The 24,145-nt window shown below is 33.8% G+C and carries 16 protein-coding genes and 2 pseudogenes; 2 read left to right on the top strand and 16 right to left on the bottom strand.

Translation table 11 applies throughout. The features are described 5' to 3' along the window. Positions 1-26: 26 nt before the first annotated feature. From JX000_RS01210 to JX000_RS01195, 4 genes and pseudogenes are all read right to left on the bottom strand, one after another. Entirely contained in the window at positions 27-605 is a 579-nt protein-coding gene (locus tag JX000_RS01210; RefSeq protein WP_145506333.1) for a PadR family transcriptional regulator, read from the bottom strand. A 134-nt stretch (positions 606-739) separates the two neighbouring features. Next, positions 740-1,060, bottom strand: a complete 321-nt coding sequence (locus JX000_RS01205) for a YciI family protein (RefSeq protein ID WP_047211194.1) — start codon at positions 1,058-1,060, stop codon at positions 740-742. A gap of 36 nt (positions 1,061-1,096) precedes the next feature. Continuing rightward, the gene (locus JX000_RS01200) at positions 1,097-2,536 is read right to left on the bottom strand and encodes a 6-phospho-beta-glucosidase (RefSeq protein ID WP_075778339.1); all 1,440 of its coding nucleotides are present in this window, start codon (positions 2,534-2,536) and stop codon (positions 1,097-1,099) included. A 14-nt stretch (positions 2,537-2,550) separates the two neighbouring features. Then, positions 2,551-4,437: pseudogene (locus JX000_RS01195) on the bottom strand (beta-glucoside-specific PTS transporter subunit IIABC). Between the two features lie 154 nt (positions 4,438-4,591). On the opposite strand from JX000_RS01195, the gene JX000_RS01190 reads away from it, so the two are divergent. After that, complete coding sequence (locus tag JX000_RS01190) at positions 4,592-5,293, top strand: GntR family transcriptional regulator (RefSeq protein WP_002451230.1); 702 nt, start codon at positions 4,592-4,594, stop codon at positions 5,291-5,293. Positions 5,294-5,347: 54 nt separating this feature from the next. On the opposite strand, the gene lqo is transcribed toward JX000_RS01190, so the two are convergent. From lqo to betB, 10 genes and pseudogenes are all read right to left on the bottom strand, one after another. Beyond that, entirely contained in the window at positions 5,348-6,847 is a 1,500-nt protein-coding gene (lqo, locus tag JX000_RS01185) for an L-lactate dehydrogenase (quinone) (protein WP_015364658.1), read from the bottom strand. Between the two features lie 271 nt (positions 6,848-7,118). After that, positions 7,119-7,943, bottom strand: coding sequence for a pyruvate, water dikinase regulatory protein (locus JX000_RS01180; protein WP_145506343.1), 825 nt, complete (start codon positions 7,941-7,943; stop codon positions 7,119-7,121). Position 7,944: 1 nt separating this feature from the next. Continuing rightward, positions 7,945-10,575, bottom strand: coding sequence for a pyruvate, phosphate dikinase (gene ppdK / locus JX000_RS01175; RefSeq protein WP_145506346.1), 2,631 nt, complete (start codon positions 10,573-10,575; stop codon positions 7,945-7,947). A 242-nt stretch (positions 10,576-10,817) separates the two neighbouring features. Then, the gene (gene mbcS / locus JX000_RS01170; RefSeq protein ID WP_145506349.1) at positions 10,818-12,407 is read right to left on the bottom strand and encodes an acyl-CoA synthetase MbcS; all 1,590 of its coding nucleotides are present in this window, start codon (positions 12,405-12,407) and stop codon (positions 10,818-10,820) included. A gap of 160 nt (positions 12,408-12,567) precedes the next feature. Continuing rightward, positions 12,568-13,041, bottom strand: a complete 474-nt coding sequence (locus JX000_RS01165; protein ID WP_206140792.1) for an antibiotic biosynthesis monooxygenase family protein — start codon at positions 13,039-13,041, stop codon at positions 12,568-12,570. 35 nt (positions 13,042-13,076) lie between these two features. After that, positions 13,077-13,286 (bottom strand): sterile alpha motif-like domain-containing protein, encoded by a 210-nt coding sequence (locus JX000_RS01160; protein WP_049423144.1) that lies wholly within the window; start codon positions 13,284-13,286, stop codon positions 13,077-13,079. 140 nt (positions 13,287-13,426) lie between these two features. Continuing rightward, entirely contained in the window at positions 13,427-14,815 is a 1,389-nt protein-coding gene (locus JX000_RS01155) for an MFS transporter (protein WP_206140791.1), read from the bottom strand. Between the two features lie 17 nt (positions 14,816-14,832). Next, a pseudogene (locus JX000_RS01150) lies at positions 14,833-16,004 on the bottom strand (M20 family metallopeptidase). 146 nt (positions 16,005-16,150) lie between these two features. Continuing rightward, positions 16,151-17,860: a choline dehydrogenase gene (betA, locus tag JX000_RS01145; RefSeq protein ID WP_002452084.1), complete on the bottom strand. Its 1,710-nt coding sequence runs from the start codon at positions 17,858-17,860 to the stop codon at positions 16,151-16,153. Positions 17,861-17,995: 135 nt separating this feature from the next. Further along, entirely contained in the window at positions 17,996-19,486 is a 1,491-nt protein-coding gene (gene betB, locus JX000_RS01140; RefSeq protein ID WP_145506358.1) for a betaine-aldehyde dehydrogenase, read from the bottom strand. Between the two features lie 462 nt (positions 19,487-19,948). On the opposite strand from betB, the gene cudC reads away from it, so the two are divergent. Continuing rightward, a complete protein-coding gene (cudC, locus tag JX000_RS01135) occupies positions 19,949-20,503 on the top strand; it encodes a choline uptake/conversion transcriptional regulator CudC (protein WP_206140790.1) in 555 nt (184 codons plus the stop codon). Between the two features lie 39 nt (positions 20,504-20,542). On the opposite strand, the gene JX000_RS01130 is transcribed toward cudC, so the two are convergent. Continuing rightward, a complete protein-coding gene (locus JX000_RS01130; RefSeq protein WP_206140789.1) occupies positions 20,543-22,165 on the bottom strand; it encodes a BCCT family transporter in 1,623 nt (540 codons plus the stop codon). 370 nt (positions 22,166-22,535) lie between these two features. Next, positions 22,536-23,828, bottom strand: coding sequence for an anaerobic C4-dicarboxylate transporter family protein (locus JX000_RS01125; RefSeq protein WP_186364170.1), 1,293 nt, complete (start codon positions 23,826-23,828; stop codon positions 22,536-22,538). Between the last annotated feature and the right edge of the window lie 317 nt (positions 23,829-24,145).

The following is a 24,145-nucleotide window of genomic DNA, read 5'->3' as shown; positions in this document are numbered from 1 at the left end:
AGACCTCCTACACGACAACTATATCTCTATTTAGATAATTGTTCTAATTTCTCTTTTGTTTCTTTTATAATCTTATCTAACTGTTCTTTTTTATCATTGTCTTGCATAGATTCTTTTGAAGCTTTCATAAATAAATGGAATAAATCATGTAATTTTTCGCGTGATTGTTTCATTTCTTCAAAGTCTACATTTTCAAATTGTGCCATACGTTCTGAAAAATCACTATTTTCTTTGTTTTTTTCAACAAATTGTTGACCTTCTTCTGTAATTGAATACACTTTTTTATTGCCATCTTTAGTGATTGTGACAAAATCTCTGTCTTCTAACATTTGTAAAATAGGATACACTGAACCTGGACTTGGAGAATAAAAACCTTTAAATTTTTCTTCTAAATCTTTAATAATTTGATAACCATGTCTTGGTTCCTCTTTTAACATTTCTAAAATTACAAATTGTAAGTTTCCTTTTTTGAAGAATCTATCTCTACCATTCATTTGTCTAAAGTCTCCAAACTGACCTGGCCCTCTACCTTGGCCTCTATTCATGTCAAATCCTTCAAAATGTCTCATACCTCTATTTAAACGATTATTATTTCTATTAAACATGTTAATCACCTTTCTTTTTTCGATATATCGATATACTAAACGATATATCGAAATCAGTCAACGATATATCGTTTAGTATTTTAAATAAAAAAATGGTACTATGATTTTTCCTTTCATAGCACCATTTATATTAATTAATCTTCTTCTATAGGACTAGTTATCTCGATATTTTCTGGCTTACCAAACATAGGTGTCCATTGTTCTATCGTATAATCTGCCACTAATCCTTCTTTCCAAAACGGATCAGCTTTGAGTAATGACATTAATTGGTCTTCATTATTTGCTTTGAGTACTAAATACGCTTCCAATTTGCTTTTATCTTCATTTTCGACTGGACCTGATACTAATAAGTCACCAGATTCAACGAGCTGATATAAATAAATAGCATGATCACGTATGTGCTGTTGCCAGCCTTTCATATCTGTATGAACAAATTTCACTAAATAATAAGACATAGTATACTCCATTTTAATAATGCGTTATTTATATTCTTATAACCGTTCTCCATTAGATTCAATCACATTTCTATACCATTCAAAAGAATCTTTTTTCGTGCGTTCGAGTGTACCTTGTCCTTTATTATCTCTATCAACATGGATTAAACCATATCGTTTTTTCATTTCTCCAGTAGTGAAAGATACAATATCTATAATACCCCAAGGTGTATAACCCATTAAGTCAACACCATCCTGGTCGACTGCATCAATTGCGGCTTCAATATGTTCTTTTAAATATTGAATACGGTAGTCATCATGTATATTTCCTTTTTCATCCATTTCATCAACTGCACCAAAGCCATTTTCGACTATAAACAATGGAATTTGATAACGATTATATAATACATTCAATGTGAATCTTAAACCTACCGGATCAATTGCCCAACCCCAATCACTAGTTTGAATATAAGGATTTTCAACTGAATTAGGTAAGCCACCGTTCACAACGTTATCTTCTACACTACTATTACTATCATGTTTAACTACTGTAGACATATAATAGCTAAATCCAATGTAATCGACTGTACCTTCTTGTAAAATTTGGTCGTCTCCTTCAAGCCAACCTATGTTAATATTTTCTCTTTCAAACATTTTCGTAGCATAACCTGGGTAATACCCTCTAACTTGCACATCTGGGAAGAAGAAACGCATTCTACCTGCAATTTCCGCTTCCAACATATCTTTAGGATTACAACTATATGGATAAATAGGTACATGTGAAATCATTGCGCCTATTTCAAATTCAGGATTAATGTCTTTACCAATTTTGACAGCTTTGGCACTTGCGATGAGTTCATTATGTGCGACTTGATATAATACCTCTTCTTTATTATCTTCTTCGGATAATAACACACCAGAGTTTGTCCATAAAAAGAGAGGATTATTCAAATCCATCTGGTTATTAATTTCATTGAATGTCATCCAATATTTCACTTTATCTTTATAACGTTGAAATACTGTTTCTGCAAAGTGAGCGAAGAAATCTGCTACTTTTCTATTTTTAAATCCACCATATTCTCTAGCAAGGTGTAATGGCATTTCAAAATGCGATAGCGTAATGACTGGTTGAATATCATATTTTAATAATTCATCAAATAAGTCATCATAAAATTTTAGTCCTTCTTCGTTAGGTTCTTCTTCATCCCCATTAGGGAAAATACGTGTCCAAGCAATAGACGTACGTAAACATTTTAATCCCATTTCACTAAATAATTTCACATCTTCTTTATAACGATGATAAAAGTCAATACCTTCGTGGTTAGGATAATACTTGTTTGCTTCTACTTCTTGTGTGATTTCACGTGCTTTTCCGTGTTCACCTGCTGTCATCACATCAATCACACTAAGCCCTTTTCCGCCTTGATCATAGCCACCTTCAAATTGGTTAGCCGCTAATGCGCCACCCCATAAAAAATCATTAGGTAATTTAGACATTGTCATTCTCTCCTTTATTTTTTAATAATTGTCATTATATTATCTTTATCTGTAACTTCATTTCTATCTTCGATTAGTATTTCTTCAAAATCATCACTATTAGTTACAATAATTGGTGTAATAGTGTTATATCCTTGCTTTTCAATATCACTCTGATTAAATCTAAGTAATGTTTGACCAATTTCTACATTGTCATTTTCACTTATTAATACTTCGAATCCATTGCCCTTTAAATTCACTGTATCTAAACCAACATGGATTAATATTTCTATACCATTATTAGAAGTAATACCTATAGCATGTTTACTCGGGGCAATCATACTTACTTTACCGATAACAGGCGATTTTATTTCACCCTCAATCGGTTGAATTGCTACCCCTTTACCCATCATTCCTTCAGAGAAGATTGGATCTTCGACATCTTTCAAAGGTACTATTGAACCAGTTGCTGGTGATAAAATATATTCTTCTAATAAATCATTATTAACGTCTGTTACATTGTTATTTATATCTGCATCTTGAACTTTATCTGTTGTGTCTTCGCCATAACCAAAAATTTGTATTAAAATGATTGGTAAAACAATGGCTATAATAGAACCAATTACTATCCCCCATATTGACGTTGGATTATCGCCGCTATATCCATTAACAATAGTTATTGGCCCAGGCAACCCTGCATAAGCATAGTATTTAGGATTAAAGAAACTCGCAACTAAAGCACCAATACCACCACTAATACATGCAATAATAAATGGCTTTTTAAATCTTAAGTTAATTCCATACATAGCAGGTTCTGTTATTCCAAATATACCTGTTATACCAGCAGATAAGGAGACTTTTTTAATTTCTGCATTTTTTGATTTGAAAAAGACACCCAATACTGCTCCAAATTGTGCGATAACTGCGATAGTTTGGAAGGCTTGAAATGCATCACTTTTATATTCTTCAAAGTTTGCAAGAACCATTGGTGTAACACCCCAATGCACACCAAAAATAACAAATACTTGCCAAAATGCTCCAATTAAAATACCTGCTAACCACGGCGCTACCTCTACCAATGTATTAAAACCATTTGCAATACCATGTGCTGCACCTGAAGCTAATGGACCTATTACCATTAGTGTTAACGGTACCATGATGACAATACTGAAAAATGGTACAAATAATTGTCGAACCACTTCAGGTATATATTTATTCAAATACTTTTCAACATATGATAAAGCCCAAACTAATAATAGTGGTGGCAAAACAGATGAAACATAACTCGTTTCCGATAAGGGTAAACCTAAGAAATGAAAACTTTCACCTTTACCTATTCTTTCTATTATTCCCGCTAAATCTGGACTAACCAGAGCTGCACAACATGCAACTGCAATATAAGTATTAACATTAAAATGTTTTGACGCAGTTAAAGCTATGAAAATAGGTAAAAAGGTAAACGGTGCCTATGAAATAAAGTTGAAAACTTCAAAAGTCCCCGTTTCTTTAAAGCTAGGCATTATCAAATTGATGATAATTAATAATCCCTGCAATATTCCTGCCGCTGCAAGAACATAAATAAAAGGGGCGAACACAGCAGACATCGTAGCAATAACTCTATTCAATATAGACCCTTTTTGCTCTTGGCTATCATTATTAGAGTCCTCATTTTGGTCAATTAATTTTTCAAACTCTTGGAATACAGAACCTACTGCGTTACCAATGACAACTTGGAATTGACCATTGTTTTCAACTACAGTTACAACGCCATCTAAATTCGATACTTGTTTCTTAGCATTAGGTATAGATCTTTTTAATACAATTCTTAGCCTTGTAGCACAATGTGATGCTTTAACAACATTTTCATTCCCACCGATAATATCTAAAATATCCTTAGCTAATTCTTTATTTTTGACGCTCAATGTCATTACCTCCCAATGGCATATATTTTGTAAGCCTTTTCACTATCATTATAATTATACCGGTACAATTTGTAAATGAAATTACCACTATTATACCGGTACAATTCTATTTTGTTATAATATATGTATGTTTATAGATTGGAGAATTAAAATCATGTTGAAATACGAACATATCGCTAATAATATTGAAAAGTTTATTGAGAATGGACAATATCAAGCCGGTGATAAATTGCCTAGCGTAGAAGAATTAAAAACAAATTATGCGGTAAGTAAAAGTACTATCATAAAAGCGCTCGAAGTTTTGGAAAAAGAAGGAACTATATTTCAAGCTCGTGGTAGTGGTATCTATGTTAGAAATAAAAGAATTGATGGTTACGTTAATTTATTAAAAACAAAAGGATTTTCTGATAATCTACAAGATCATGATATAAGTAGTTTAGTCGTTGAATTTGATGAATTTATCCCAGATGAAGCAGTAAGAGCACATCTAAAATTAAATCAAAATGAAAAAGTGATTTATATTAAAAGATTACGCTTTTTAGATAATCAATTACTATGTATAGAAACATCGTACTTTAATAAACGAATTGTTCCTACACTTGATACACAAATAGCTACGCAATCCATTTTCAATCATATACAAGAACAATTAGATATCAACATAGGATTTTCTGACATATATTTTTATGTGGATTTTCTTAACAAAAATGAGTCACAGCTATTAGAATTAAATGAAGGTGATCCTTGCATGAGACATGAACTCATATTCCACACTAATAAAGGTATGCCTTTTGACTATTCTAATATTGTGTATCACTTTAAAAACGCTAAATTTTTCGTACCAATTCAAAGTTAATAAAACAAAAAACTCAACCAAAGTTTTTGACGCTTTGGTTGAGTTAATTTTTAATTATTTTTCTCCATAGAAACCTAATTTAAGGTCTTTAGAAGTTTGTTTACGGATTTTTCTCATTAATTGTTCATCTTCAATTAATGATTCTCCATATGATGGAATCATTTTCTTAATTAATGGTTTCCATTCATCAGCATATTCAGCGAAGTTTTTCTCAAGTACTTCTAATGCTACAGATACTGAAGTTGAAGCACCTGGTGATTCACCTAATAATGCAATCACTGAGTGGTCTTGTGAGTTTACTACTTCAGTACCAAACTGAATGTAACCTTTACCATGTTCTTCTGTATCTTTAATGACTTGTACACGTTTACCCGCTGTATAAACTTGCCAATCTTCATCACGTGCTTCTGGATAGAATGTACGTAAATGATTCATACAACCTTCTTTAGTCATAATCACTTGGTCAAATGAATATTTGATTAATGGTAAGTTTTTAACTGCAGATGCAAGTAGAGTTGTAATATTGTATGGTTTTACAGATTTGAATAAATCTAAGTTTGAACCATTTTTAAGGAATTTAGGACCTACGTTCGCAAATGGTCCGAATAATAATGTTCTTTCACCATCAATATAACGTGTATCTAAATGAGGTACAGTCATTGGTGGTGTGCCTGGTGGTTCTTTACCATATACTTTGGCATCGTGTTGTTTGATTACTTCTGGGTTGGTACATGCAATGAATTGTCCACTGATTGGGAATCCACCTAAATGTTTACTTTCAGGGATACCTGTTTTTTGTAATAGTGGAATTGCGCCACCACCAGCACCAATAAATACATAATCCGTTTCTTGTTCAAACACGTCACCTGTGTTACGGTTTTTAATTTTTACTGACCATTTACCATTTGATAAACGTGTAAAATCAACCACTTCATGATTATATTTTACTTCTACATTATCAGTTTCTTGAAGGTGTTGTGCCATCTTACGTGTTAATTCACCGTAGTTTACATCTGTACCTTCATCAATTTTACTTGCTGCCATGTAGCCACCATCATTTTGGCGACCTTTCATCATTAACGGAATCCACTTTCTCATTACTTCGATATCTTCAGTGTATTCGATATTATCGAACATTGGGAAAGCTTTCATTTTTTCATAACGATCTTTTAAGAATTTAACGTTATTTTTACCTCTTACAAAACTAATATGAGGTAATGGATTAATAAATGCGCGTGGGTCTTCAATATTTCCTGATTTAACTAAATGACCCCAAAATTGTTTAGAAATCTCAAACTGTTCGTTGATTTCTTTCGCTTTTTCGATATCAATTGAACCATCAGGTTGTTGAACAGTATAGTTCAATTCACAAAGCGCAGCATGACCTGTACCTGCATTGTTACGTTCGTTAGAACTTTCAATACCAGGACGGTCTAAGCGTTCATACAAATGAATATTCCAGTCTGGCGCAATTTCTTTTAACATTGATCCGAAAGTTGTACTAAGTACACCGGCACCAATTAAAATTACGTCTTTTTTGTCAGACTTTGCCATGTTGTTCACCTCTCCAAAATAAATACTTACACCAGTCCACTAAAATTGCATTTTATTGACTAAATCAGGATTTAATACAATTTTTCTAACATTTCATCTCGTAAACTAGTCTTCTATTCTTATGTTAAATCAACCATTGATAAAAGTAAATTATTATTCTTTATAATAATAGAAATTGATTTAGAAGGTGATTATATTTTTCCACAAATACATGAAATTATATATATGTCACATTAATTCACTGCGGAATAATATTTAATTTGATTATACTTTAATCATTTTGTTGTAAAAATTTCTCGATATAAAATGCTGATTCTTCTATAGATTTATATTCTGTATTAATAACGGTAGCATTTAATTTATTGAATATTTCTTCAGCATAGGATAATTCTTTCTTAATTCTATCTAAACTATTGTATGTTGACGATTTTGAAATACCTAACGCTTCGGCACGATTTTTTCTAATATTAGCGATATAATTAGGACTTGCTGTTAAACCGAATACCTTTAACCCTTTATGTTGGAAAACACTTTCGGGAATCGTCACTTCTGGCACTAATGGTATATTCGCTATTTTATAGCCTTTATTGGCTAAGTACATACTCAATGGTGTTTTAGACGTTCGAGATACGCCAACGATTAGGGCGTCTGCTTCTCCAATATCAGTGAAGTGTTTACCATCATCGTATTTCACCGAATATTCTATGGCTTCTATACGTTTGAAATATTCTGTGTTCATTTTTCGTAATGCGCCACTTTCCATCAACGGTGTAGATTGCGTATGTTGCTCGATCATCGTAATTAATTCCGACATATAATCTATATATGATATTTGATGTTCCTTTGCATATTGATGACCAAGTGCATTGAAGGATTCACTAACCAGTGTTGTAACCACTATCGCATTTTTTTCATGTGCTAATTCTAATACATTAAGAAATTCATTTTCATCTTTAATATATGGGAACTTCTTAATTTCTATTTGGGTTAAGTCTGGAAATTGAGTTAATGTCGCATGTATCATCCGTTGTGCTGTTTCCCCTATAGAGTCAGAAACGATGTAAATCGTTAATTGTTGTGCTTGTTGTTCTTTCACATTATCTCTCACTTTCTTCAGCTTGACTCTGAGCTGTAGCTAGGATTGCTCCAGGTACACGGAATGGTGAACATGAAACATAATCAATGTCCAATTGGTTAAATCTACGTATTGATTTAGCATCTCCACCTAATTCTCCACAAACACCTATTTTAATAGACGAATTAACGCGTTTAGCATTTGTGACCGCTATGTCTATCAGTTGACCTACGCCATCATGATCTAACGTTTGGAAAGGGTCAAGCTGTAATATATTACTTTCAGTATACACATTTATAAATTTGCCTGCATCATCTCTTGAGAACCCATATGTTAATTGCGTCAAATCGTTCGTTCCAAAGCTAAAGAAGTCACAATGTTGTGCCAATTGGTCTGCAATCAAACATGCTCTTGGCGTTTCTATCATAGTGCCAATCAAATAATGTACTTTATCTTCCATAGCATTCTCTAAATCCTGAATAGTTGATACTAATTGTGCTTTTAATGTTGTGAATTCTTCAACTGTAGACACAAGCGGAATCATAATTTCTGGTTGAGATGTCATACCTTCTTTTTTAAGGTTAAACACGCTAGTCATGATTGCCTCAACTTGCATTTCATAAAGTTCAGGGTAAGTAATAGCTAAGCGACATCCTCTATGTCCTAACATTGGGTTAACTTCATTCAAATCATTGATTCTTCGTTTTAGATGTGCTGTAGAAACATTTAATTGGTCTGCAACCATAGCAATATCTTCTTCTGTTGATGGTAAGAACTCATGTAACGGTGGATCTAATAGGCGGACAATTGTTGGTCGCCCAGATGACAATTTAAATATGGCTTCAAAGTCTTCGATTTGATATGTCTTGATTTTATTTAATGCTTCTACACGTTCATCATAATTAGAAGCTAATATAAATCGACGCATTTCCACAAGGCGCTCCGCACCGAAAAACATATGCTCTGTACGCACTAAGCCAATGCCTTTAGCATTAAACTGATAACCTGCTTGTATATCTTGTGGTGTTTCTGCATTCATGCGTACTTGTAATCGTGCAATCTCTTCTGACCATTCCATAAATTGTTCGAACTCATCACTATGTTCAGCGCTAACTGTTTCAATTTCTCCAAGATATAAATCTCCAGCGCTACCATCAACTGAAATGATATCCCCTTCATGTAACATATCACCATTAGGGTAATATACTGTTTTGTTTACTGTATCAATTTCGACATCAGAACAACCTGTCACACAACATTTCCCCATCCCTCTAGCGACAACTGCAGCATGTGATGTCATTCCTCCATGTGTAGTGACGATAGCTTCACTAGCCACCATGCCTTCGATATCTTCCGGAGATGTTTCAGGTCTCATTAAAATAACACTGTCACCATTCTCTGCTTGAACTTTAGCTTCTTCAGCTGAAAATACAACTTTTCCAGTCGCTGCACCTGGACTTGCAGGTAGCCCCATTTTCGAAATAACCGTCGCTTGTTTTAATGCTTCTTCTTTAAAATTAGGATGTAGTAATGTCTCAATTGATTTTACATCAACTTGTGTGACAGCTTCTTCTTTAGTGATGAGTCCTTCGTTAACTAAATCAACGGCTACTTTAATAGCTGCTCGTGCTGTACGCTTACCATTACGCGTTTGTAATAAATACAGTTTTCCATTTTCAATTGTAAATTCAATGTCTTGTAAATCTTTATAATGCGTTTCTAATTGTTTCGTCACATTGACAAATTGTTGATGCACGTCTGGCATTTGTTCCTTCAATGTATCGATATCCTTTGGTGTACGAATACCTGCTACGACATCTTCACCTTGAGCATTTAATAGATATTCTCCAAACAATTGATTCTCTCCTGTCACAGGGTTTCTAGTAAATGCCACGCCTGTACCACTTCGTTCACCACTATTACCAAACACCATTTCCTGAATGTTCACAGCTGTACCAATATCATGTGGAATCTCATTTAAATCTCTATAGACACGAGCACGATCATTATCCCAAGACTTAAATACAGCTTCAATTGATTCTTCTAATTGTTGAAGCGGATCTTGAGGAAAGGGTTGGTGACCATGTTCTAAATAAATATCTTTATATTGTTCACAAATTTCTTTTAACCCTTCAGCAGTAATATCAGCATCAGAGTCATATTGATGTTCTTTTTTATATTGTTCAAAATATGTATCAAAATGAGTCATTGCTACGCCATAAACAACATCGCCAAACATTTGTAATAGACGACGATAGCAATCATACGCAAATCGAGCATCATTTGTTTTAGTAGCAAGTTTTTCTACATTCTCATCATTTAATCCTAAATTTAATATAGTATCCATCATACCTGGCATGGATATTTTCGCACCACTACGTACTGATACAAGTAATAAGTGATCCTGTGATGAAAAAGATTTACCTGTTCTATTTGAAAAGGCTGTTAAATGCTTATGTAATTGTGCCTTTACATCGTCAGATAAACGTTCACCTTGTTTTAAATAATCTATACAAGCTTCTGTAGTAATTGTAAAACCGTCCGGAACAGGTAACCCCAATCGTTTCATTTCTGATAAATTGGCACCTTTTCCGCCTAGTAAGTCTTTCATCGATTTTTGTCCTTCATCAAATGCATAAATCAATTTTGTCATAAGTAAGCACCTCTTTTTATTATGTCATACTAATTAATTTTGAGTATGTCATAATAAAAAGAAAAATACAAGTATGATATGAAAACGATTACGTATAGTTTTTATTTTTGACACAAATTATCTAAATATTTGTGCTAAAAACCTATAGTTATTTTAGCCATATAATCACAAACAATGTGTCATACTAATTAAAAAAGAACCTGAGCATAGATTCAATGCTCAGGTTCTTTATACTTTATATTTTATTCATGTTCTTGATTATATTTTTCTACTTCTGCGTCTCTTAATTTCACACGTCTAATTTTACCTGAATTTGTTTTTGGCAAATCTTCTACAAATTCTATAGCACGTGGATATTTGTAAGGTGCTACTTCATTTTTTGTGAATGTTTGAAGCTCTTTAATTAGCTCGTCATCACCTGTGTATCCATTTTGAAGAATGATAAATGCTTTAACAATATTACCTCTTAATTCATGTGGACTTGCAACAACCGCACATTCTTTAACAGCAGGGTGATTAGTTAGTGCATCTTCAACTTCAAAAGGTCCAATCGTATAACCTGAACTAATAATGATGTCATCTTTACGACCTTCAAACCAGAAATAACCATCTTCATCTTGATGAGCTAAATCACCTGTCACATAGTAGTCGCCTAATCTTGCAGCTGCAGTGCGTTCTGGTTCTTTGAAATAACCTTTAAATAGTGCTGGTAAGTCTAATGGCACAGCAATATTACCTTTGACGTTTGGTTCTACTTCATTTCCATCATCATCAATAATGGTTGTGTAACTACCTGGAATGGATTTACCCATTGCACCTGGACGAGATGCTGTGTCTTTTAAGAAGCCAATTAATAATGTGCTTTCTGTTTGACCATACCCATCTCTCACCGTGATATTAAAATACTTCTTAAATTGTTCAACGACTTCTCTGTTTAATGGTTCACCCGCTGACACCGCACTATGCAGATGTTCTAAATGATAATCATCTAGATTTTGTAATTTGGCCATCATACGATATTCAGTTGGGGTGCAACATAAAACATTGATTTGATATTCTTGTAATAATTCTAAATATGTTTCTGGTTTAAAACGACCGTTATATACAAACGCTGTTGCCCCTGAACCTAAACTTGATAAGAATGGACTCCATACCCATTTTTGCCAACCTGGTGCTGCAGTAGCCCAAACAAGATCATCTTCTTTAATACATAGCCAATGTTTAGGCGCCATTTGTAAATGAGCATAACCCCAGCCATGTGTATGGGTAACGGCTTTGGGATTACCAGTAGTACCAGACGTGTATGATAAAATAGCAACATCTTCTCGAGAAGTATCAGCCGCTTCTAATTCATCACTTGCATTGGCTTTTTCTTCTTCAATTGAAATCCAATCTGGATGTGTATCACCAACAATAAATTTAGTAAGGTTTTGATATTCTTTTAAACCTTCAAATTCCTTAATAAATTTCCCAAATGAAATTACTGCATCAATTTCACCATGGCTTACTCGATATTGTAAGTCTTTGGTACGTAACATTTCAGAACTTGGAATGATGGCAATACCTAATTTTAATGCTGCAATATATAATTCATATGTAGCTATAGCTCTAGGCATCATGATTAATACTTTATCACCATATTTCAAGCCATGCTTTTTGAAAACATTACCTACTTTATTCGCATTTTTTATCAATTCTTGATAAGTCACTTCAATATGATCATGTTCTGAATCTCTGTAAATAATTGCTTTTTTAGTTGCATCTGTAGCATATTGTTCTATTGCTGATGTAATATTATACTTTTCAGGTGCAAGTAAATCTGTTTTTTGCATATTTTTACTCCCTTTCCATGTCATTCATTTTAATTTTATCAAATGTATTATCACATTGGTATATTTTACTCTTTATTGACGGATGACCAAACTATTATGACTTTCATAGTTATCAAAAAAACGATACAGAATTAATTTCTGTATCGTTTCTTTATATATGTTAAAAAATATCTTCGTAATTTAGAAATTGATTGGTCATATCTTCAAGTTCTATTCTAATATTATATGATAAATCACGATTTACGATTAGGTTATCTACCCCACGTTTTGTTCCACGCTTACGATGTGTTTGCGCGTATGCTGATGACTTTTGCCAATCGTAAAAAGCTTGTTTCGATTGCCATAAAGTCACTATAATATAATGTTTATGTTTCGCTTGAGGTCTAAGAAAACGTAACGCTTTAAATCCCGGTACATCTTGCAAATGCTTTTGACGTCCTAAAAATTTATCTTCAAATTGAGATTCTTTATCTTCATTGACATATAAATGATTGAGCACACAAAATGTATCATTTGATAGCTCATTGATCGATTCTAAGATGTCATAATACTGAGCATCATTATTTTTTTCAATCATAAATGTATCTTCTGATTCGTTCATTTTATATGTTTTATAGTAATCATTTAATAACATGTTATACCTTCATCCTAGTTCATTTTTACATTTATTTATACAGCTTGTTCGTATAATGAGAGTGATCTTTTAACTATTTCTAATTTTTCATCATCTAAATTAGATACTTGATTAAAATATAATAATATATTGTCAGCTAACTTTTCTTCTTTGGGAAACTGTATATCTTTATCTACCCATGCTGCAAGTTCACCTAGAGGTGTTTGGTCCCCTGTAAACCCTTGTATAAATTCATAAAACGTCACGTTATCACCTCATCTTACTTATTGCTACTATACTATCACGAAATGCGTCATAAAACATCACTATCAATCAAATAGTATTAAATTTTTTAGTTTTTCAAAATTATACCAACTCATATGTAAGCCTATAAACATAAGTGATATTATTTTGAACGATGTGTTAATTTTGGCAAAGCTAAACAAACAACTAAAAATGAGCTTAATGCCATTAAAGCATTAAACCAGAAGCTTATCATAGCACCAGTAGCAATAGAAGATGTACTTGCTGTTACACTATAAATGGTACCAGCTAAAGTAATACCAAATGCGCCACCTAATGATGATGACATTTTATATATACCTGCTGCCACACCGACTTCAGATTCTGCACAATTGGAAATAGCCGTATCTGTAGATGGCGTTGCAAACAAACCTAATCCCAATCCAAATAACAGATATCCTAATATACAGGCTACAATGTAACTTGTAACTGAGAGCATAGTCATCGACATGAGTAACACGCCTAACATGGTTGTAAACGTACCAAGCAACATGGGTTGTCTTGGCCCTACTTTTCTTAATAGCATTTCGCCAACTCTTATCATTGAAAGCACAGCAACTAAATATGTGATTGATAACATACCTGCCTTAAAAGCAGAAAAGCCTAATCCTTGTTGTACAAACGTATTTGCAACAATGTGTGTACCTGCCACTGTATTTAATAAAAAGTTAGCTAACGTCGCAACCGAATATAATCTATTATTAAAAAGATTAAAGTCTATTAATGGATGCGTGTATTTTCTTTCAAAATAATAAAATACAATGGCCATCATAATGCAAAAACATATCAAGCATATGATAAATATAGACAACCATCCCATCTTCGAACCTTGCGTAATGATGATATTAATACTTAGCATAATTAAAACAAGTAATCCTACACCTATAACATCAAAGCGTTTCTTCTCATTCCCTTGATGTGCAGTTGTTTCAGGCGTGCCTTTAATAAGAAACAACGCTGTGAGTGCTACGATAATGGAAAATATAAAAATATATTTCCATCCTAAAAATGTGGTCACTACACCACCAAATATGGAAGCTAATCCTGAACCGCCCCAAGACCCTATGGACCAAAAACTCAATGCACGTTGTCTATCTTTACCGTGATAATATGTTTTAACTATTGCCAAAGTCGCCGGCATAATAGCTGCTGCTGACAAACCTTGAATCGCTCTTCCTATTAATAGCAACGGAACAAAAGATGTTGCAATAACAAGTAATGACCCTACGATATGAAGCCATAAACCGATATTCGTTAATTTAACGCGTCCATATGTATCAGCAAGACCGCCAGCACCTACAACAAACATTCCACAAAAGAGTGCTGTTAGGCTGACGGCTATACTGATTGTCTCCAATCGACTATGAAAGGTTTGTGTCAATGTCGGGATCACGTTAACTAATGATGTCGCAAATAACCAAAATGTTAATACCGATAATACGATACCAATTAATAATCTATTATTACCTTTAAATTCTTGTTGTTGATTCATAGTTGTATTAAACTCCTTTAATTCAAGTAATCGAGCACGACAGTTCCTACTGCTTCAGCTGCAACTAACATAGAAGATTCACTAATATTAAATTTAGGATGATGATGTGGATAAATTTCACCATCTTCAGGTGCTGCCCCTGAATAAATAAATGTACTTGGCAATTCTACTGCATAAAATGCAAAGTCTTCAGAAGGGGGTTGTGGTTCACATTCTTCAACACCTTTAATATCATTGTCTTCTGCATTATTAATTGTGTCTGCAACGTAAGATGTAAATTCCGGATCATTATATAAGGCAGGATAGTCCTTATTAAATTCAAAATCGCATGTCACACCGAATGTACTTTCTAATCCTTTAACAAGACGCGTTAATTCTTTTTCAATTGTATCTCTAGTATCATCTGTTAACGCACGTCACCTTCAATTTCAATACTATCTTTAATAACATTAAATTGACCCTTACCATCAAATGAACCAATTGTAACAACACCTGTTTCAAACGGACTTAAGCGTCTAGACACCACAGTTTGTGCTGTTGTCACAAAGTTAGCACCCGCAACAATCGCATCATTTGCCATGTGAGGTGATGAACCATGACCACCTTTACCGTGTACAGTAAGTTTGAAATACGCACGTCCTGTTTGAACAAATCCTTCTTTATAAAAGACTTTTCCAGCTTCCATTGTACTCATCACGTGTGCGCCTAATACATGATCAACGCCGTCTAAGACACCATCTTTAATCATACCTTGTGCACCACCTGGAGGCATTTCTTCAGCTGGTTGGTGAATAACAACAACTTTACCTTTAAATTGGTCTTTCATTTCGATAAGCGTTTCAGCCAAAATTAACATATATGCAGTATGTGCGTCGTGACCACACGCATGCATAACGCCTTCGTTCTTAGAGGCGAATGGTAACCCAGTTTCTTCTTTAATTGGTAACGCATCAAAATCAGCACGAATCGCAAGTGTTTTACCAGGCTTACCACTATCAATCGTTACTTTCACACCATTTTGTCCTATATTCGTTTCTACTTTACAATCTTTGTCTTTGTAAAAGTCTGCGATATATTTAGGCGTTTCTACTTCTTTAAATGATAATTCAGGATGTTGATGAAGATATCTTCTAATCTCAATCATTCTATCTTCTTTTTCACGTAGACGTTCAACTAAAGTATTACTCATAAAATCCTCTCCTTTTATTTATATTATAATACGATATGCCACTTTATTGTTGTGTCACACTTTACATTGTTAAAGATATGATTATGACAATATAAAAAATCACTTCGATATGAATCATGTCATACCGAAGTGATTGATTGAAAAAATTAATGTTTATAAAATGGGTCGTTTTCTTTAGCGCCAGCCATTTCATCATGAACACCATGTTTATAATAATCTACATACTGAGGTTCTAATGGTTTTCTACCGCGAATAATGTCAGCAGCTTTTTCAGCTAACATTAAAACTGGTGCATGAATATTTCCGTTTGTTGTTCTAGGCATTGCTGATGCATCAACAACGCGTAAATTTTCCATACCATGTACTTTCATTGTTAGTGGGTCTACAACTGCCATTGGATCTGATGCAGGTCCCATTTTCGCACTGCATGAAGGATGTAACGCTGTTTCACCGTCTTTACGTACCCAATCTAAAATTTCTTCATCTGTTTGAACAGATGGTCCTGGAGAAATTTCTCCAGCATTAAATGGATCCATCGCTTTTTGAGATAAGATGTTTCTTGCAACTCGAATAGCTTCTACCCATTCACGTTCATCTTCTTTTGTTGATAAATAGTTAAAGATGATACTTGGTTTTTCAAATGGATCTTTAGATTTAATTTTCAAGCTACCGCGTGAATTAGAGTACATTGGACCTACGTGCACTTGGTAACCATGTGCGACAGGTGCTTTTTGACCATCGTAACGTACTGCAATTGGTAAGAAGTGGAACATTAAATTAGGATAATCCACTTCATTATTTGAACGTACGAAACCACCACCCTCAAAGTGGTTAGAAGCTGCAGCACCTTTACGTGCGAAAATCCATTGTAAGCCGATAAATGGCATACGTTTAATATCTAAACTAGGTTGTAATGATACAGGCTCTTTACATTCATGTTGAATATAAACTTCTAAGTGGTCTTCAAAGTTTTCCCCAACACCAGGTAAATGAACACGAGGTTCAATACCTTTAGATTTCAAGAATTCTGAATCACCAATACCTGATAATTGTAATAATTGTGGCGTATTGAAAGCACCGCCAGATAAAATAACTTCTTTGGCATTAATTGTTCTTTCTTTACCATTTTTCTTGTAAGTGACACCCGTTGCTCTTCTACCATCGAAATTAATTTTAGTTACAAATGCTCTTGTTTCCACATCTAAATTTTTACGTTTCATAGCTGGACGTAAATAAGCTCTTGATGCTGACATACGGCGTCCATGATGTACTTGACTATCAAATGGACCGAATCCTTCTTGACGGAAACCATTCACGTCAGGTGTTTTATGATATCCTGCTTCAACACCTGCATCAAAGAATGATTTGAACAATGGATTAGTTGCTGGACCACGTTTCAATTTGATTGGGCCATCATGTCCTCTATATTTATCATATGGCGCTGAACCATATGTTGTTTCTAATTTTTTAAAGTATGGTAAGCAATGTGCAAAGTCCCAAGTTTCCATACCTTCAGGTTCTGCCCAACCTTCATAGTCCATTGGGTTACCTCTTTGATAAATCATACCGTTAATTGAACTTGAACCACCTAATACTTTACCTCTTGCATGGTCTACTTTACGTCCCATATGTGGTTCTTCTTCAGTTTGATAAATCCAATCATATAATGGATTACCAGAAGGGAACATTAACGCAGCTGGCATTTGAATAAATAGATCCCAGAAATAGTCACTACGTCCCGCTTCTAATACTAATACATTTTTATCTTTATCTTCACTTAGTCTTGCACCTAATACTGATCCTGCACTACCGCCACCAATAATGATGTAATCGTATGAATCGTGTTTTCTACTCATCACGTATAACCTCCGAAATCAATTTTTGTTTGTATACATCTCTTTCATTGTTATCTTGAATGGTACTGATATATGTAAGAGGTCGAGCAACCCATATAACATACGTCACTCTAACCTCTGTTTCATTATTATGTTTTATTTACTGAAAAAGTTAACTGGTTCTGGATTAGTGTTTGTTAGAATGTGTTTAGATGTTAAATACTCTTCTAAACCTTCTTTACCAAGTTCTCTGCCGATACCTGATTGTTTATATCCACCCCATGGTGCTTGTGCGAAATATGGATGGAAATCATTAATCCATACAGTGCCTAGCTTTAATTTGTTAGCAACACGTTGTGCTTTACCGATATCTTTACTAAATACAGCACCAGCTAATCCATAAATAGAATCATTAGCTAAGTGAATGGCTTCTGCTTCATCAGAAAATCCTTCTACTGTAACAACTGGTCCAAATACCTCTTCTTGTACAATACGCATAGATGTATCGCAATCCGTAATTACAGTTGGTTCAAAGAATAAGCCTGCTTGTAAATCTTCTCTTTCAGGATGTTTACCACCAATAGCGATTGTAGCGCCATCTTCTTTGGCAACTTCCATATATTTCTCAATTTTATCTCTATGTTCTTTTGAAATCACTGGACCCATTTCTGTTTCATCATCAAAACCATTACCAAGTTTAATTTTGCTAACACGATCGATGAGTGCCTTTTCAAAGTCCTCTTTAATGTCGTTATGCACTAATATTCTTGAACCTGCTGAGCATACTTGTCCTGCGTGGAAATAACCACCATTCAATGCTTGGTCAACTGCTAATTCAAAATCTGCATCATCAAAAATGATATTTGGATTCTTACCACCAAGTTCTAATGCTATGTTCGTTACATGGTCTGCTGCTTGTTTCATGATATGTTTACCAGTCTTAATACCACCTGTAAATGATACAAGATCCACTTCTTCGTGACCTGACATCACATCACCAATTTCTGAACCAGCACCTAAAACTAAGTTAATTGTACCTTTAGGGAAACCTACTTCTTCCATCAATTCGAATACTCGAATCGTTGTTAGTGGTGTAATTTCACTTGGTTTCATAACAAGTGAACATCCAGTTGCTAATGCTGGCGCGATTTTCCATGATGCTTGTAATAAAGGATAGTTCCAAGGTGTAATTTGTGTCACCACGCCTACTGGTTCTTTAACGACTTTACTTTCTGAATTAGGAATTGGCGTATTAATTATTTCGCCACCGTCTTTATCAGCTAATCCCGCAAAATACATAAATACATTATGAATATCATCCATATCTGCATAAGATTCTTCTAACGTTTTACCTGTATCTAATGTTTCTAATTTTGCTAATTCTTCACGATGTTCTTTGATTTTATCTGCAATGGCTCTTACTTTTTGACCTCTGACTTCACTTGTTTCTGAGGACAACTCACCATCTTCAAATGATTGTCTTGCCGCTAAAATAGCGCGTTCTACATCTTCTTTTGTTCCTTCAGCTACCGTGAAAATAACTTCTTGATTATAAGGATTTATTATATCTCTCGTGTTTTTATTTGAGCTATCTACCCATTCACCATCAATGAATTGACGATTTGACAAGCGCTTTACAAGTTCCATCAAAATACCTCCGTTAAGTTTGTTAAATTTTTATTTAACGAATTTTACAGAAATATGTTAGCATATAAAACGAAAACATGTCAAAAGGTCTGAAGAAAAGCGTTTAGGATTTGAGCTGATTCGAACGATAAATAAAATTACTTTTCAAATTTTATGCGTCGTGAGTATTTCAGCCGAAAATCCTGCTTTTTGGAAGCCGTCAAAAGGTCTGGAGAATAAAGAATCACTCTTAATTTTATTAAGTTAGATATTCTTACGCACTAGCTTTAGCTAGAGTGTTCCTTTTTGAGCTGATTCAAACAGCGCTCTTACAACGAGATAAAACAAAATAATTTTTCTAAAACCTTGCTTTTCATTTTTTTAAATAAAATTATATAATTGATTAGCATATAAAAGATGAAATCATGTTAACTTTATGTTGAGACGTGGTAAAATGAAATAATTCTTTTTGGAGGTACAGTCATGACACGTTCGGAAAACTACACATCTCAAGTCGAAGAAGCCAAAGACTTGGTAATTAATTCCATTGGCGAAACAATGGACTTGTATGGCATTAATCGTAGTGTTGGTAACTTATACGGTATCATTGTGTTTGAAGGAAGTATGACACTAGATGAAATGAGACAACAACTGCAAATGAGTAAACCTAGCATGAGTGCAGGTGTAAAGAAACTACAAGAATATGACATCGTTAAACAACAATTTACAAGAGGTAGCAGAAAGCAACATTTCATTGCTGAAAAAGACTTCTTTACTTTCTTCCGCAATTTCTTCACAAAAAAATGGGAACGAGAAATCGATACAAACATGGAAGCAGTTAAAGATGCTGAAGCTATTTTAAATCCTCTCTTAAACAACAGTGATTTAACTGATGAAGAAAGACAAGATATTGATAAAGTGAAAGCACAACTCGATCATTCAAAGGTGTATTACGAATGGTTAGCACAACTTAGCGAAGCTTTAGAAACAGGAGAAATCTTTAAATACTTCCCTATTCCAGAACACGAAGATAAGTAAAAGGCTAAAGGATATCAATCCTTTAGCCTTTTTAATATGTTATAAATTATCGTCTTGTTCTTCTTCTTTCACTTGAACAATTCGTAGTGAACGTCTTTCAACCTCTTTTAATTTCTCAGCACGTGTTTCTAATTTGATTCGATCTCGTCCTAAAGTAATCAAGAATGAGACCATCATAAATATAAATATGACGATTAATGGTACACTCGCAAGTATCGATGCAGTCTTAAGTACATCTAGTGCACGTTCCCCACTCACTAACATTAGTGAGAATGGCAATAAACATAACGCAAATGCCCAGAATAATCTGTTCGCTCTTAATGGCTCCCCAATCACTTTCTTTTGAGAAGCAGCTGCTAAAATATAAGAACCAGAATCAAATGTTGTCGCTAAGAATAAGAATGCTGAAATTAAGAATAAGACAATCGTTATAGTTGGGAATGGTAAATGATGCATTACCTCAATGATAGTCGCTTCTGTACTGTGATGATTTAAGAAATCAACCACATTAAATTGACCAGAAATTTGTAAATAAACGGCATAGTTACCAAATATACCAAAGAATAATGCACAACCTAACGTACCATATATCATTGTACCAAGAACGACTTCTTTTAGAGTTCTACCTTTTGAAATTCGAGCAATAAATAAACCAATAAATGGTGCATACACTAGCCACCATGACCAATAGAATATCGTCCAATCTTGAGGGAAATGTGTCTCTTTACGATGACCGATACCACCAAATGGCTCAACCCAAGTGGCCATATGGAAGAAATCTCGCATCATGTTCCCTAAACCAGTCACTGTAGTTTCCATAATAAATACAGTTGGTCCAATAATGAAGACAAAGGCTAATAAGATAAATGATAACCATACATTGACGTCACTCAGCTTTTGAATCCCTTTTTTCAATCCTGTATATGAACTAATGGCAAATATAACTGTGATAGTTAATAAAATAATTGAACGCATTATCATATTCTCGCCATTCAGACCAGTAAGTCTTTCAATACCTGCTGATATTAAAGGTACACCTAAGGCAAGTGAGGTCGCTGCACCGCCTAATAATCCGAAGATAAATAAGATATCAACAAGTTTACCTACAAACTTATCTGTTTGTCCTTTTAATATAGGTCTACACGCTTGGCTAATTTTATATATAGGTTGTTTTTTAACGAACACTAAATAACCAATTGGTAATGCTGGCAATACATAAATCGCCCATGCAATCGGACCCCAGTGGAACATTCCGTATTGCGTCGCATACTGTAGTGCTTCATCGGACATACTTTTAGCGCCATTAGGTGGCACTTGATAATAGAATGCCCACTCAATTACACCCCAATATAGAATATCTGAACCAATACCTGCACAGAATAACATGGCTGCCCAAGTAAATGTGTTAAATTCCGGCTTGTCACTCGCTCTACCTAGAGTAACATTACCGTATTTACCAAATGCTATGTATAAAACGAAACAAAAAATAGCTAATCCTAAGAATAAATAAACAGAACCAATCGAGTTAGAAATTGCACTATTGATATCTGTAATAATTGTCTCACTTGCTTTCGGGAAAACCATCATAGGTATAACAGCTAAAAGTAACACTATGACTACACCTATAAAGGTCGTCCAGTCCATAACTTTTTCTTTTCTCAATCGTGATCCCCCTAATACTAAATGATTTATGAATCTTGATGTTCTTAAGTTCCACGTTCAAATATAATTGATTCACAAAATTGACAATAACGAACATTTAATAATAATGCAAATTACATACAAAGAAATACAATCCCAATATTGAATAATTATATAATTTCTGACGATTATTCTTTCACAATCAATTGTTGTGACAACAGTGTTAAATTTAGATTTAACGAATTGAACAAACTTAACTTCTTTAAAACTATGAATTTTTATGCATACAAATAGAATTTTTATTTATTTCAGTTTCTTTTAATAAATGTGCTTTATTACAAAAAAACTATCTCTCACTTAATTCGTGAAAGATAGTTTAAATCATCAATGGTTAGTATCCTAATAATAATTTCAATGTAAAACCAATCACAACTGATACGATAATGACAAAGAATCCTGGAATAATAAAACTTGTAGGTCTTGTTCTGCCTGTTTCGTCCAATTCAACTGCAAATAATATAGTGGGTTGTGCTGGGATCACAAAGTTAACGTTAAGTGTTTGAACCATGGCGACAAAATAAATGGGTGGAATACCTAGACTCATTACAATTGGCACCATAATGGATGCAGTCGCTGTTTGAGAAATCACGATCATCGCTACTACTGATACGAGAATGATGACTAGCCAAGGTACACTGCTAATGGCTTGGCCAATATCATTTTTTAATATTTTCAAATTATTAGGTGCATTAAATATAGTAGCGCCTAACCAACCAGGACCTAATACTGCAAACAATGCGCCAAATGCTGATTGAGAAATATGTGATGTTAGAATATCTGACGTATTAATTTTTGATAATAATAGATTAATTGCGGCACTTAAATACATAAAGAATTGTACAATATCTGTCATTTCAACATTGACCGTTTTACCATTTACATTAAAAGATGGCATTAAATGAGGGAATATCCCAAATGTTAGTATACCTAACACACATATCAAGAATGCTAATACACCGAATTTCACATTTTTAGAAAATTCACTAGGTAAAGTCTCTTCTGGCAGTTCAACTAACTTTTGTGATGATATTGAATTATTTTTGCCAACAAATGTGCAGAATACGCTTAATAAAAGCATACTCAAAATCGCAGTTGGTAATACGATACTTAAATATTTACCCATAGAAATATCGTAACCAGCTAATACAGAAATAATATAAGCTGTTGCTGATGCAGCCGGACTACATAAAAGTGCTAAATTCGCAGTGAGTACTGATGCAGTAAGTGCTTTTTTAGGTTGTATGTTTGCTTTTTGAGCTGTCTTAGCAATAATAGGTTCTAATGATAAAGCAATATTGGCAGTACCAATACCAAAGACAAAGACAAACACAATCATTGGTGCAATAAAAATAATTGATTTTGGGAATCTCTCGATAATTTTAGATGCAATATATACAAGGTAGTCTATACCGCCAGTAGCTTGCAACGTGCCACCTGCAATACCTATTGAAAGAATAATTAACACAGCTGTGACAGGTGCCGAACCAGGTGGTAATTGAAAGCCAAAAATCATAATCAGTTGCGCTACAATGGCAAATATGCCACAACCAAGTGCTCCGGCTGTTCTTAAACCTAGTAACACCGCTAAAATCATAATCATAATTTCTATTATAAACAGTAGCAATTTAGGAACTCCTAACTCTCTTATGATGTTAATTTTTAGTAACATTGATATTTTATCACTTAAACATGTGATAAGTATATATTTTCATATTTGATTACAAAATCAAAAGTATTATTTCATCAATCAAAACGAGTCTTTAAGACTGATATATCTAGTATTTCAACATCGTCAAAAATTGTTAACAATTATAAATTAGATTTACATCAAAAAAATATATGAGCAACACTACACATTGTAGTTATTGCCCATATGATTCATTGTCTTATTATTGTTGTGTTTTACGTGCTTGTCGACGTTTTTTATAAATCGTTTCTTCA

The sequence above is a fragment of the Staphylococcus sp. SB1-57 genome (assembly GCF_017086425.1).
Lineage (GTDB): Bacteria > Bacillota > Bacilli > Staphylococcales > Staphylococcaceae > Staphylococcus > Staphylococcus warneri_A.
Note: the sequence above shows the minus strand (reverse complement) of the source record. Positions and strands in the feature narration are given on the sequence as shown.

Bases quoted from the DNA above. Each gene is read 5' to 3' on its own strand.
- JX000_RS01210 (WP_145506333.1), bottom strand. From the start codon at position 605: ATGTTTAATAGAAATAATAATCGTTTAAATAGAGGTATGAGACATTTT.
- JX000_RS01205 (WP_047211194.1), bottom strand. From the start codon at position 1,060: ATGTCTTATTATTTAGTGAAATTTGTTCATACAGATATGAAAGGCTGG.
- JX000_RS01200 (WP_075778339.1), bottom strand. From the start codon at position 2,536: ATGTCTAAATTACCTAATGATTTTTTATGGGGTGGCGCATTAGCGGCT.
- JX000_RS01190 (WP_002451230.1), top strand. From the start codon at position 4,592: ATGTTGAAATACGAACATATCGCTAATAATATTGAAAAGTTTATTGAG.
- lqo (WP_015364658.1), bottom strand. From the start codon at position 6,847: ATGGCAAAGTCTGACAAAAAAGACGTAATTTTAATTGGTGCCGGTGTA.
- ppdK (WP_145506346.1), bottom strand. From the start codon at position 10,575: ATGACAAAATTGATTTATGCATTTGATGAAGGACAAAAATCGATGAAA.
- mbcS (WP_145506349.1), bottom strand. From the start codon at position 12,407: ATGCAAAAAACAGATTTACTTGCACCTGAAAAGTATAATATTACATCA.
- JX000_RS01165 (WP_206140792.1), bottom strand. From the start codon at position 13,041: ATGTTATTAAATGATTACTATAAAACATATAAAATGAACGAATCAGAA.
- JX000_RS01155 (WP_206140791.1), bottom strand. From the start codon at position 14,815: ATGAATCAACAACAAGAATTTAAAGGTAATAATAGATTATTAATTGGT.
- betA (WP_002452084.1), bottom strand. From the start codon at position 17,860: ATGAGTAGAAAACACGATTCATACGATTACATCATTATTGGTGGCGGT.
- betB (WP_145506358.1), bottom strand. From the start codon at position 19,486: ATGGAACTTGTAAAGCGCTTGTCAAATCGTCAATTCATTGATGGTGAA.
- cudC (WP_206140790.1), top strand. From the start codon at position 19,949: ATGACACGTTCGGAAAACTACACATCTCAAGTCGAAGAAGCCAAAGAC.